Annotated in this window: 10 protein-coding genes; 4 read left to right on the forward strand and 6 right to left on the reverse strand. The window is 71.4% G+C overall.

The genetic code is table 11. The features are described 5' to 3' along the window. Positions 1-8 precede the first annotated feature (8 nt). The 4 genes from GWI24_RS29370 to GWI24_RS29385 form a co-directional block, all read right to left on the reverse strand. The gene (locus GWI24_RS29370) at positions 9-1,214 is read right to left on the reverse strand and encodes an MFS transporter (RefSeq protein ID WP_210948910.1); all 1,206 of its coding nucleotides are present in this window, start codon (positions 1,212-1,214) and stop codon (positions 9-11) included. Positions 1,215-1,425: 211 nt separating this feature from the next. Further along, positions 1,426-2,451 (reverse strand): endonuclease/exonuclease/phosphatase family protein, encoded by a 1,026-nt coding sequence (locus GWI24_RS29375; protein WP_210948911.1) that lies wholly within the window; start codon positions 2,449-2,451, stop codon positions 1,426-1,428. Between the two features lie 176 nt (positions 2,452-2,627). Then, entirely contained in the window at positions 2,628-3,236 is a 609-nt protein-coding gene (locus GWI24_RS29380) for a TetR/AcrR family transcriptional regulator (protein WP_210948912.1), read from the reverse strand. Then, complete coding sequence (locus tag GWI24_RS29385) at positions 3,233-4,858, reverse strand: MFS transporter (RefSeq protein WP_210948913.1); 1,626 nt, start codon at positions 4,856-4,858, stop codon at positions 3,233-3,235. The genes GWI24_RS29380 and GWI24_RS29385 overlap by 4 nt, the downstream gene beginning before the upstream one ends. Before the next feature lie 179 nt (positions 4,859-5,037). On the opposite strand from GWI24_RS29385, the gene panB reads away from it, so the two are divergent. From panB to GWI24_RS29400, 3 genes are all read left to right on the forward strand, one after another. Next, positions 5,038-5,898 (forward strand): 3-methyl-2-oxobutanoate hydroxymethyltransferase, encoded by an 861-nt coding sequence (gene panB / locus GWI24_RS29390; RefSeq protein ID WP_210948914.1) that lies wholly within the window; start codon positions 5,038-5,040, stop codon positions 5,896-5,898. A 234-nt stretch (positions 5,899-6,132) separates the two neighbouring features. Then, entirely contained in the window at positions 6,133-7,146 is a 1,014-nt protein-coding gene (locus GWI24_RS29395) for an ATP-binding cassette domain-containing protein (RefSeq protein ID WP_210948915.1), read from the forward strand. Beyond that, positions 7,143-7,967 (forward strand): ABC transporter permease, encoded by an 825-nt coding sequence (locus GWI24_RS29400; RefSeq protein ID WP_308344125.1) that lies wholly within the window; start codon positions 7,143-7,145, stop codon positions 7,965-7,967. Before GWI24_RS29395 ends, GWI24_RS29400 begins: the two co-directional genes overlap by 4 nt. A gap of 130 nt (positions 7,968-8,097) precedes the next feature. Here GWI24_RS29400 and GWI24_RS29405 read toward each other — a convergent pair whose 3' ends face one another. Beyond that, positions 8,098-11,460: a BTAD domain-containing putative transcriptional regulator gene (locus GWI24_RS29405; RefSeq protein ID WP_210948916.1), complete on the reverse strand. Its 3,363-nt coding sequence runs from the start codon at positions 11,458-11,460 to the stop codon at positions 8,098-8,100. Between the two features lie 42 nt (positions 11,461-11,502). Next, positions 11,503-12,048 carry a Uma2 family endonuclease gene (locus GWI24_RS29410; protein WP_210948917.1) on the reverse strand — a complete coding sequence of 182 codons (546 nt, stop codon included), beginning with the start codon at positions 12,046-12,048 and terminating at the stop codon, positions 11,503-11,505. Between the two features lie 153 nt (positions 12,049-12,201). Here GWI24_RS29410 and GWI24_RS29415 point away from each other — a divergent pair. Continuing rightward, positions 12,202-12,988: site-2 protease family protein (locus GWI24_RS29415; protein ID WP_210948918.1), on the forward strand; the 787-nt coding region annotated here is incomplete at its 3' end.

A 12,988-nucleotide genomic window follows, 5' to 3' on the forward strand; every position in this document is an offset into this window, starting at 1 on the left:
CGCCGAGCTCAGCCCACCTCGGACATGTGCGGCAGCGACTCGCTGCTCGCGACGACCCGCGAGCCACTCGCCGGGACCCGGTCGGTCAGCCCCGCGATCAGCGCGATCGCGAGACCGATCACCGCGAGCACCCCGCCGACCAGCGTCGGGGAGGTCCAGCCCCAGCCCGCCGCGATGGCGACGCCGCCGAGCCACGCACCACCGGCGTTGGCCAAGTTGAACGCGGAGTGGTTGGAGGCGGAGGCCAGCGTCGGGGCGTGCTGGGCCTTGTTCATCACCAGCATCTGGAGCGGGGTGGTGGTCATGAAGCCGACCGCGCCCAGCACCACGACCGACAGCAGCGCCGCCCACTTCACATGCACCGTGAAGTCGAAGACCACGAGCACGGCGGCCAGCGCCGCCAGCGAGCCGTAGAGCGTCGGCCGCAGCGCCCGGTCGGTCAGCGGACCGGCGACCAGGGCGCCCAGCGTCATGCCGATGCCGAACAGCGCCAGCACCAGGGTGACCGTCGACTCACCGAACCCGGTGACCTCGGTCATCATCGAGGCGAGATAGCTGTAGACGGCGAAGACACCGGCGAAGCCGAAGACGGCGGTGAGCAGCCCCAGCAGCACCTGGCGGTCGCGCAGCGCGCCGAGCTCCTGGCGCAGCCCGCCGTGCTGCTCGTGGGAGATCTGCGGAACGAGCCGGGCGAGCGCGGCCATGGCGACCACGCCGATCGCGGCGACCACCAGGAAGGTCGCGCGCCAGCCGAGGTTCTGGCCGAGCAGGGTGGCCACGGGGACGCCGACGATGTTGGCGATGGTCAGCCCGAGGAACATGGTGGCGACCGCGCGGGCCCGCCGGTCCTCGGTCACCAGCCGCGCGGCGACCACCGCGCCGACGCCGAAGAACGCGCCGTGGGGCAGCCCGGCGAGCACCCGGCCCGCGATCAGCAGCCCGAAGTTGGGGGCGAGGGCGGAGGCGAGGTTGCCCACCGTGAAGAGCGCCATGAGCAACACGAGCATCCGCTTGCGCGGGATACGGGAACCGAGGGCGGTCAGCAGCGGAGCGCCCACCACGACTCCGATGGCGTAGGCGGAGACGAGGTATCCGGCCGTGGGCACCGAGGTGTCCAGATCATTCGCGACATTGGGCAGCAGGCCCATCATCACGAATTCGGTAGTACCAATGCCGAAGGCGCTCACAGCAAGGGCGAGCAGGGCCAGGGGCATGAGAGACCTTTCAAACGAAGGAGAAACGTGCAGGGATGCGTATGTTCTCTAGCTGAACAAAGTCTCTCACGCAGAATGTTCCCGAGGAGATCCCCAAGATGAACGGCACGTAAGTTCTCGCCGGGTGCCCCGTGAGCTGTGTCACCCGGCGCTATGTCACCTGGCGCTATCTCATCCGGCGCTATGTCACCCGGCCCCGAGCGGCACGTGCTCAGTAGTCGACCGACGCCGCCAGCGGAAGGTGATCGCTGCCGGTCCTGGGCAGCGCCCACGCCGATACCGGATCCAGCCCCCGCACCATGATCTGGTCGATCCGCGCCATCGGGAACGAGGCGGGCCAGCTGAAGCCGAAGCCGTCGCCCGCCGCGCCCTGGGCGGACCGCATCTGCGCGGTGACGGGGGCGAGCGCGCGGTCGTTCATGGTGCCGTTCAGATCGCCGAGCAGGATCACCTTCTTCAGCGGCTCCCGGGCGATGGCCTGGCCCAGCGCCTCGGCGCTGGCGTCGCGCTGCCCGGCGGTGAAGCCCGCGTTGAACTTCACCCGCACCGAGGGCAGATGCGCCACATAGACGCCGACCTCACCGTGCGGGGTGGCGACGGCGGTGCGCAGCGCCCGCGTCCAGCCCAGCTTGATGTTCACCGGCTTGGTGCCGGACAGCGGGTACTTGCTCCACAGCCCCACCGTGCCCTGCACGGTGTGGTAGCGGTAGGTGCCCGCCAGGGCCCGCTCGTACGTCGGCACGGCCGAGCTGGTCAGCTCCTCCAGGGCCACCACATCGGCGCCCGAGGCGGCCACGTCCTTCGCGGTGCCGGTCGGATCGGCGTTCTCCGCGTTGACGTTGTGGGTGACGACGGTCAGCTCACCGCCGCTGCCGGACTTGTCGGAGAACATCAGCCCGCCGAAGAGGTTCAGCCAGACGGCGACGGGCAGCACCAGCGCCAGCACGGCGCTCGCCGACCGCCGCACCAGGCCGAGCACCAGCAGCACCGGCAGGAACAGGCCCAGCCACGGCAGGAAGGTCTCCAGCAGCGAGCCCAGGTTGCCCACCCGGTTGGGGATGTCGGCGTGGAAGATCATGACCAGGGAGAGCAGGACCGCGATCGCCGCCAGCACCAGTCCGCGCCGCCAGATGCCGCGATCGTTCCGGAGCCGATCGAACAGGCGGCCGATCCGGGAGCCCGATTGCTGGGGCGCGTCCCCGAGCTGTCCCGTCTCCTGCGTGTACGCCTGCGTCATTCGCTTCCCTCACTGCCTCAACTGCCGCGCCTTGGACTACGACCCTAGGTGATGACCAGGGCTTTTCCCGACGCCCCCGGTTGGGGTGCTCCCCGTCCGAGGACGACGGGACGACGGCCCCGAGTTCCACATCCCGGCCCGGGAGGGGGTGTTGTGACACAACAGGCACAAACCGCTCAGCGGCGTGGGGAGACCCCTTCGAGGACGGTGTCGACGATCCGTTCGGCCAGCCCCTCGGGCAGCTCCTTCCACTCGTGGAGCATGGCGCGGGCGAGCATCGGGCCGGTGAAGAGGTCGGCGAGCAGCTCGAGATCCACATCGGCGCGGATCTCACCGCTCTCCCGGCCCCGCCGCAGCACGGCGCGCAGGCTCGCGCGGCGGGCCGCTATGACGTTCTCGTCGTAGGCCCGCCACAGCTCCTTGTGCGCGTGCATCTGGGTGATGACGCTGCGCAGCAGGGCGGAGTTGCGCTTGGCGAGCCCGCGCCGGCGCATGAACTCCAGGATGGCGACGAGGTCGTCGCGCACCGAGACCCCGGCCGGCTCGGGGCTGGGCTCCTCCAGGGAGCGCAGCACATCGAGCATCAGCGCGTCCTTACCGGGCCAGCGGCGGTAGACGGTGGCCTTGCCGACCCCCGCCTCGCGGGCGATCCCCTCGATCGACAGCCCGCCGACCGAGGCGCCCTCCTCCAGCAGCCGCAGCGCGGCCTCGATGATCGCGGCGTCGGTGGCGGGGCTGCGGGGGCGGCCACGGAGCCTGGGCGCGGAGCTCTCCGGTGCGGTCATCGGTCGGCCGACGCCTCCTCCCGCGAATGCGGCCGCCCGTCGTCGGGGGCCCGGCCGGAGCCTCCCTTGCCGGGCAGGAAGGCCAGGACGACCAGCGCACCGAGAACGGCGACACCCGCCGAGCCGAGGGCGGCGATGTGCATGGCGTGGACGAAGGCGTCCTGCGCCGGGCCCACCAGCGCCTGCCCCCTGGGCCCCAGCTTCTCGGCGACCCCCATGGTGGCCTCGACGGACTCGCCCGCCGAGCGCCGTACGGAGTCGGGCAGTCCAGGCACGGCGGCCAGGGTGTCCCGGATCCGGTCGCGGTAGGCGGTGGAGAGCACCGAGCCCAGCACCGCGACCCCGAGCGCGCCGCCGACCTGCCGGAAGGTGTTGTTGAGCGCCGAGCCAGAGCCGGCCTTCTGGCGCGGCAGCGCCTGCATGATCCCGGTGGTCACCGGCGGCATGATATGCGCCATTCCGGCGCCCTGGGCGAAGAACAGCACCTCGAGCACGACGATCGGGGTGTCCACGCCCAGCAGCAGGAACCCCGACATGGTGGCGGCCACCAGCAGCATCCCGCCGGTACACACCGCGCGGGCGCCGAACCGCTCGACGACCAGCCGGGCGCGCGGGGCGAAGATCAGCTGTGCCACGGCCAGCGGCAGGATCAGCAGCCCGGATTCGAGGGCGCTGTAGCCGCGCACGCTCTGGGTGTAGAAGACCATGAAGAAGGTCACGCCCATGAGGGCGAAGAAGACCAGGGCGACGGCGGCGATGGCGGCGGAGAAGGCGGGGTTGCGGAAGTAGCCGATATCGATGGCCGGGTGGTCGCTGCGCTTCTCGTGCACCACGAACAGCGCCAGGACGGCGAGCCCGGCGGCGATCGAGCCCAGCACCTGGGCGTCGGTGAAGTCGGCCAGCTGGCCGCCCTTGATGATGCCGTAGACCAGCAGGACGAGCCCGACGACGGACAGCAGCACGCCCAGCGGGTCCACCCGGCCGGGCGCGGGGTCCCTGGAGTCGGGGACGAGCACCACCATCGCGGTCAGTCCGACGATCACGATCGGCACATTGACAAAGAAGACCGAGCCCCACCAGAAGTGTTCGAGCAGCAGGCCGCCGGTGATCGGTCCGATGGCGATGGCCAGCCCCACCGCGGCGACCCAGATGCCGATCGCCTTGGCCTGCTCCTCGCGTTCGAAGACATTGACCAGGATGGCGAGGGTCGCGGGCATCACGAAGGCGGCGCCAAGACCCATGAGCGCCCGGAAGCCGATGAGTTCACCGGGCGATCCGGAGAAGGCGGCGAGCACCGAGCCCATGCCGAACACCGCCATCCCGCCGAGCAGGACCTTCTTACGGCCGATCCGGTCGCCGAGGATCCCCGCGGTGAACAGCAGCCCGGCGAAGACCAGCGTGTAGGAGTTGATCGCCCACTCGAGCTGGCTCTGGGTGGCGCCGAGCCCGGTGGGCTTCGGCGAGGCGATGGTCTTCATCGCCACGTTGAGTATCGAGTTGTCGAGGACGACGACCAGGACGCTGAACATCAGGACGACGAGGATCGCCCAGCGCCTTCGGTGGATCGCCTCCGGGACGCCGGACCCGGCCGGCGGGCCCTGGGTGCTGGGTCGGGTTGCCATGCGGCCCAGGCTAGGCCACTTACGATACGAGACCGTCTCGTATTGGAAAATCTTTGCGAGGCTTTGGGCCGGCGGGCCGTGGACGGGCCCACTTTCGCCCCGGCGGGAGCCGTGCCAGCATGGGGTTGGTCCGGGGACGCCGTCAGGGCGCCTCGAGATGATGAACAGGAGTCGTAGCGATGACGCACGTCAGTCCTGCGCGAAAGCAGTCCGAGAAGGCGCTCTACGGGGGCACGGGCTCCCGCCGCATCACCGTCCGTGACATCGCGGCCGCCAAGGAACGCGCCGAGAAGTGGCCGATGCTCACCGCCTATGACGCGATGACCGCGTCCGTCTTCGACCAGGCGGGCATCCCGGTGCTGCTGGTCGGCGACTCGATGGGCAACTGCCATCTGGGCTACGAGTCCACCGTGCCCGTCACCATGGACGAGATGGCGCTGCTCTCCGCCGCCGTGGTCCGCGGCACCCGGCGCGCCCTCGTCGTCGGCGACCTGCCCTTCGGCTCGTACCAGGAGGGCCCCGTACAGGCGCTGCGCAACGCCACCCGCCTGGTCAAGGAGGCGGGCGTGGGCGCGGTGAAGCTGGAGGGCGGGGAGCGCTCCGCACATCAGATCGAACTGCTGGTCCAGTCCGGTATCCCGGTCATGGCGCACATCGGCCTGACCCCGCAGTCCGTCAACGCCTACGGCGGCTACCCCGTCCAGGGGCGCGGCGAGGAGGCGGCCCAGCAGCTGCTGCGGGACGCCAAGGCGGTCCAGGACGCGGGCGCCTTCGCGGTCGTCCTGGAGCTGGTCCCGGCCGAGCTGGCCGCCGAGGTGACCCGGTCGCTGCACATCGCCACCGTCGGCATCGGCGCCGGTCCGGACTGCGACGCCCAGGTGCTGGTGTGGACGGACATGGCGGGCATGACCGACGGCCGGGTGCCGCGCTTCGTGAAGCAGTACGCCCAGCTGCGCCAGGGCCTGGGCGACGCGGCGCGGGCCTTCGCGGAGGACGTCGTCGGCGGGGCCTACCCGGCCGAGGAGCACTCCTTCCACTAAGCAGGTCGGAAGAAGTCCGCTACGGTTCGATGGCGCCCCGAAGGGGCGCGGGGAACTGCGCGACCAGCCACGACGGCGCGGCAGACGGCCGACGACGCAGCACGGCACTTCCAGCGGAGCGCTTAGGCACCACGAGCCACTGCGGTACAACGACAGCCCGCCGATCTTCCCCCGTCGGCGGGCTGTCTGCCGCTTGTCGGTGGTCTGTCGGTGACGGCTGACATCGTGGGCGGCATGACGCGACGGGAACACAGGATCAGGGACGGCAACGCCGTCGAAGTTCGGGGGCTGGTCAAGCACTTCGGTGACACCAAGGCCGTCGACGGAGTGGATCTGGACGTGCCGGAGGGCACCGTCCTGGGGGTGCTGGGCCCCAATGGCGCCGGTAAGACGACAGTCGTCCGGTGTCTGTCCACCTTGCTGGTGCCGGACGCCGGCACCGCGGTGGTGGCCGGGTACGACGTGGTGCGCCAGCCCCGGCAGCTGCGCCGCACCATCGGGCTGACCGGGCAGTACGCCTCGGTCGACGAGAAGCTCCCCGGCTGGGAGAACCTCTACATGATCGGGCGGCTGCTCGATCTCTCCCGCAAGGAGGCGCGGACCCGGGCGGACGCCATGCTCGAGCGGTTCTCGCTCACCGAGGCGGGCAAGCGGCGGGTGCGCACCTACTCCGGCGGTATGCGCCGCCGGCTCGACCTTGCCGCGTCCATGATCGGCCGGCCCTCGGTGCTCTATCTGGACGAGCCCACGACCGGTCTGGACCCGCACTCCCGCAACGAGGTGTGGGACGAGGTCCGGCGGATGGTCGCCGACGGCGCCACCGTGCTGCTGACCACGCAGTACATGGAGGAGGCCGAGCAGCTCGCCGACAACCTGACGGTGATCGACCGGGGCAGGGTCATCGCCAACGGCCGGGTGCACGAGCTCAAGGCCAAGATCGGCGGCCGCACCCTGCAGATCCGCCCGTCCGACCCCGGTGAGCTGCACCGCATGGTCGGCGCCATCAGCCAGGCGGGGCTCGACGGCATCGGCGGCGCGATCGCCGATGTGGAGGAGTGCCAGGTCAATGTGCCCATCGCCAGCGATGAGCAGCTGACCGCCCTGATCGGTCTGCTCGGTGAGCGCGGCTTCGCGATCTCCGGGATCCACACCCAACTGCCCAGCCTGGACGAGGTCTTCCTGGCCATCACCGGCCGGAAGGCGTCCACACCGCAGGACGACAAGAAGCTGGAAGAGGTCGCCGCGTGAGTACGGCCACGATGACCGCGCCCGTGGGGGGAAAGAGCGACGGCCGGATCGGCCCCCGCGCCAATCTGCGCCACATCGGCGCCCTGGTGCGGCGCTACACCATGCAGATCAGGTACGAACCGTTCGCGATGTTCGACGCCCTGGCGATGCCGATCGTCTTCGCGCTGCTGTTCACCTATGTCTTCGGTGGCGCGATGACGGGTGGCAACCGGTCCGAGTACGTCAACTACTTCATCCCCGGTCTGATGGCGATGGGCGGGCTCAACATCGCGATGTCGATCGGCATCGGCGTCAATGACGACTTCAGCAAGGGCGTCATGGACCGCTTCCGCACGATGCCGATCGCCCGCTCCTCGGTGCTGATCGCCAAGCTGATCGTGGAGAGCGGCCGGATGCTGGTGTCCACCCTCATCCTGCTGATCATGGGCTTCATCATGGGCTTCGAGCTCGAGACCGGGCCCCTGGAGCTGCTGGCCGCGGTGGCGCTGTCCGTGGTCTTCGGATCGTCGCTGACCTGGATCTTCATGCTGCTGGGGATGTCGCTGAGCACCCCGCAGGCGGTCAGCGGTATGGGCTTCCTGGTGATGATGCCGCTGCAGTTCGGCTCGTCCATCTTCGCCCCGACCGCCACCATGCCGGGGTGGCTGCGGTCCTTCACCGAGTACAACCCGCTGTCCCGGCTCGCGGACGCCGCACGGGCGCTGACCAGCGGCCATGGCGCGGTGGCCGAACCGGTGATGGTGACCCTGGGCTGGGCGGTGGCCCTCACGGTGCTCATGGCACCGCTCGCGGTGCGCAGGTTCCGCAACAAGACCAGCTGACGGTCCGTGGACCCGAGCCACCGGCCGGGCGCGCCCTACGGGGGGGGACGCGCCCGGCCGGTTGTCGTTGTCACCGCCGGGCCACGGGCACCGGTTGTCGTTGTCACCGCCGGGTCCCGGGCGGGCCCGCTCAGAGCAGTGCGGCGGCCTCCTCCAGCGTGAGCCCGGTGCCCTCGGCGTAGGCCCGCTCGTACGCGGTGTCCCCGAGCTCGGCCCGCGCTGCGGCCACGGTGCGCTCCCGGCCCGTACGCTCGACGGCGGACTTCCGGTAGTACCGCGCCTTGCGCAGCACGTCGTACGCCCCCACCAGCCGCGCCGCGGTCCCGGCCCGCTCGGCGCCGCCGAGGCCGCTCAGCGCCTCGGCCCCGGTGAGCAGCTGGGTCACCGGGATGTACGGCGCGATGAGGTCCGTCATCCGGCCGGCGGACTTCGCCAGCGCACCGCGCACGTTCTCCAGGGCGTCGCCCGGCCGTCCCTCCAGCAGGTCCAGCCAGGCCAGCATCCCCTCCACCATGCCCGCGAACAGACGCAGCTCCCGGCCCTCGAACTCGCCGTGCAATGTGAGGAGAAGGGCCCGTGCCTCCGCGAGGCGGCCCGTGGACCCGTAGCGCAGCGCCAGATGGATCCGGGCGTACGACAGCGCCTCGGCGCCCACGTGCTGCCGCTGCCCGGCCACCTCGCGCAGGATTCGCTCGCCCTCCGCGGCCTCCTCCTCGTCGCCCAGCTCCACGAAGATCCCGGCCAGCCGGGAGCGGAGGAACAGCACCTGCTCATGGGCCCCGAGCTCCTGGGCGCAGCGGATCGCCGCACGGTAGTCCTCGGCCGCGGCCGCGCCCTCGCCGCGCTGCTCCCGGGTCTCGCCGCGGCCGGCCAGCGCCTCCGCCGTACCCCATACGTCACCGAGTCGGCGGAAGATCTCCAGGGCCTCGTCGGCGTCGCGGATCGCGCCCTCGTGCTCGCCGCTCCGCTCGTTGTAGACCCTGGCGCGCAGCTGGAGGTTGAACGCCAGCTCCCACGCATAGCCCAGCTCCCGGCAGGTGCGCACCGCCTCGTCGGCCATCCCCCGCAACAGGGCGAAGTCGCCCTTGAGGATCACCGCGAAGAACCACAGCACGCCCGGGAGACGGCAGGTCTGGGGCAGCCCCGGGCGGTAGGCGGAGACGATGCCCTCCAGCTCGCGCCGGGTGTCGCCGCCCACCATGGCCTGGAGGTCGCCCTCGATGTTGGACAGCGCGAACAGCCGCACCCCGCGCCGCGCCTCCTCCAGCAGCTCGGGCTCCATCGGCGGCGGGGCGGCGATACAGCTGACGTACAGCGGCGGCGCGGGCGTCACGGGCGGTGCGAACGGGCTCGGCCCGAGCTCGGCCGCGGCGGTCGCCCAATGGCGGGCCTCGACGCGATGGCCGCGCAGATGCCAGAACCAGCCGAGCGAGAGCACCAGGCACAGCGCCTCCTGCTCGTCGCGGGCGGCCACGGCCCGGCGCAGCGCGGTGCGCAGATTCTCGTGCTCGGTCTCCAGCCGGCGGAGCCAGTGGCGCTGTGCCGGGCCGCGCAGCTGCGGATCGGCGGTACGGGCCAGCTCCCGGTAGGCGATCAGATGGCGGCGTTCGACCGCGGGTCGCTCGCCGGACTCGTCCAGCCGCTCCGCCGCGTACTCGGCGACGGTCTCCAGCAGCCGGTAGCGCATCTCCCCGTCCGCCCCGGGCTCCGGTCCGGCCTCCGTTCCGGGCGCGGTGACGACGAGCGATTTATCGACAAGGGAACCGAGCAGGGCGGCCACATCGCGGGGGTCCACGGCTTCGGTGTGCTCTTCGACGTCCCCGCACACCGCCTCCGCCTCGGCCAGCCCGCAGCCGCCCGCGAAGACGGACAGCCGGGCGAGCACGGTGCGCTCGGGGGCGTCGAGCAGGCCCCAGGACCAGTCGACGACCGCGCGCAGGGTCTGCTGGCGGGGCAGCGCCGTACGGCTGCCGCTGGTCAGCAGGCGGAAGCGGTCGTCCAGCCGGTCGGCGAGCTGCCGCGGGGTGAGCAGCCGCAGCCGCGCGGCGGCCAGCTCGATCGCCAGCGGCAGCCCGTCGAGGCGGTGGCAGATCTCGGCGCACGCGGCCGGGTCGTCCTCGGTACGGAACCCGGGCCGGGCCGCCGCGCCCCGGTCCTGGAGCAGCCGCAGCGCGACGGGGTCGGGCAGCGGCTCCACGGGACGCACCAACTCGCCCGGGACGGCGAGGGGTTCGCGGCTGGTGGCCAGGATGGTGACCCCGGGGCACTGGGCGAGCAGGGACTCGGCGAGGTGGGCCGCGGCCGCCACGAGATGTTCGCAGTTGTCGAGCACGATCAGCATCCGGCGCGGGGCGCAGTGCTCGATGAGCCGGGCGCGCGGATCGTGCAGGGTCGGGTCGGTGGCGGCGCGCAGCCCCTCGGCCGCCGTGCCGAGGATGACCGTCTCGCGCGCCCCGAGCGCGCTGAGAACCGTCTCCGGAACGGTCTCGGGGTCGTCCACGGGCGCGAGCTCGGCCAGCCACACCCCGTCCGGCCAGCCGGGCGCGACCGCCTCGGCGGCCTCCTGCGACAGCCGCGTCTTCCCGGCCCCGCCGGGCCCGAGGAGGGTGATCAGCCGGTGCTCGGCCAGATCGCCGCGCAGCGCCGCCAGATCGGCCTCGCGCCCGACGAAGCTGGTCAGCCGGGCCCGCAGATTGCCACCGCCGGTGCGGGCGGAGGCGGCCGGTACGGGCTCCGGCGAACCGGGGCTCGGCGGCCCGGGAGCCCCCTCGCCGGTCACCGCCAGCAGTTCGGCGTGGAGCGCCCGCAGCTCCGGCCCCGGATCGGCGCCCAGCCGGTCGGCGATCTCCGTACGGATCGCCTCGTACGCGGCCAGCGCCTCCGCCACCCGCCCCACGTCCCGCAGGGCGCGGATGCGCAGCGCGTACAGCGGCTCGTCCAGCGGATGGGCGTCGCAGAGCCCGGTGAGCGCGGGGAGGGCGTGGTCGGCGCGGCCGAGGGCGAGGTCGGCGGCGAGCCGGGCACGCCGCGCGTCCAGCCGTCGGGCCTCGGCGCGGGCGGCGGGCGCGGTGGCGTCGGGCAGATCGCTGAGCGCGGGCCCGCGCCACAGCGCGAGGGCGGCGTCGAGCAGATCGACGGCCTTGGCCGGATCGCCGTCGGCGAGGGCGCGGGAGCCCTCCTCCGCGAGCCGTTCGAAGCGGTGCAGATCGACGTCGTCGGGGTCGGCGCTCAGCCGGTACCCGCCCGGCACGGACTCCACGGCGTCCTTGCCGAGCGCCCGCCGCAACCGCCCGACCAGCGCCTGCAGCGCGCCGTGCTCGTCCGCGGGCGGATCGGTGTCCCAGATCTCCCCGATGAGCGCCCCGGTGGTCCGCGCCCGTCCGGGCGTCAGCGCGAGCGCCGCCAGCAGCGCACGCAGCCGCGCCCCGCCGACGTCCACGGGGGTGCCGTCGTTATGGCGGGCCTGGGTGGTGCCGAGGATGCCGTAGCGCACGGGCCCATTCTGATGGATGGCCCGCCGGGCGAGGCATCGGCCTCAGACGCGCATGAACTGTGACGAGTCCAGGACCAACGTCTGGTCTTCGACCGGGATCTCGATCTTCTCGCCGAAGTCGCCGGTCACGGTGTGACGGTACGTCCCGTCCTGCGGGCGCGTGAGCAGCGTCCAGCGGGCGGTGAGCACATTGACGACGAGGTACGCCTCGATGCCGCGCAGTGCGTAGTGATCGGACTTGGTGCTGTAGTCCCGCTCCTCGCTCTCCGGTGAGACAACCTCAACGACGAAGCGGAGCAGATCTTCCGGAAACTTGCTGGCGCCGGGAAGGAGTTTGTCGGTCGGCACGGCCGACACATCCGGCACCGGGCTGTAGCCCTCCCGAGGCGGGAGCACCCCGAACTCGCCGACTGGCGTCCAGCCCGGCAGGCGCTCCTCAATCTGATTCAGAATGCGCCGCTGCGTAGTCAGATGCGCTTGGGTGATGGGTACCAACGTCAATCCGTTCCTGGTCAGCCGCAGCCGCATGCTCCGGGGCAGCCGAATCTGCTCATGCAGTTCCACCGCCCGGTCCTCCATGATCGTCATGCTTCCTCCCTGGCCAGGTTGTTCTCAGACTAGCCGCTGGGCAGCCCTGCCGCGTGGCGCTGATCACGTCCGTTCCCTTTCGCCCGGAACTCCGCGCACACTGATCACCGTTCTTCCGTCAGTGCCCACCTCCCCGTACGGAGACCCCACCCGATGACCACCGCCATCAGCCGCCGCGACCGGCGTATCAGCCCTGTCTTCCTCGGTCTGTTCGCGATCATGGTCGTGTCCGCGTGGGCCGTGTGGACGGAGTACTCCGCGAGCCCCGGCTTCGCCGTGTTCCTGTTCGTCGTATCGGGGTGGATCGTCTCCCTGTGCCTGCATGAGTACGCCCATGCGCGCACCGCGCTGCACGGCGGGGATCTGACGATCGGCGCGAAGGGCTATCTGACCCTCAACCCGCTGAAGTACACCCATGTGGCGCTGAGCATCGTGCTGCCCGTGATCTTCGTGATCATGGGTGGGATCGGGCTGCCGGGCGGGGCGGTGTTCATCGAGCGGCACCGGATCCGGGGGCGGTGGAAGCACAGCCTGATCTCGGCCGCGGGGCCGCTGACGAATGTGCTGTTCGCGGCCGCGCTGACCGCGCCGTTCTGGCTCGGCGCCACCGACCGGGTGCCGGAGCTCTTCCGCTACGCGCTCGCCTTCCTGGCGCTGCTCCAGGTCACGGCGGCGATCCTGAACTTCCTGCCGGTGCCGGGCCTGGACGGGTACGGGGTGATCGAGCCGTGGCTGTCCTACCGGATCCGGCGCCAGGTCGAGCCGTACGCGCCGTTCGGACTGCTCGCGGTCTTCGGAATCCTGTGGATACCCGAGGTCAACCAGGCGTTCTTCGAGGCGATCGACGCGGTGATGCGGGCCCTGGGCGTAACAGATTGGGATACTTATTGGGGCCAGGAATTCTTCCGCTTCTGGCAGGGCGAGCCCGATATCGCCGGGT

It is taken from the genome of Streptomyces sp. MK37H, from assembly GCF_018035285.1.
GTDB lineage: Bacteria > Actinomycetota > Actinomycetes > Streptomycetales > Streptomycetaceae > Streptomyces > Streptomyces endocoffeicus.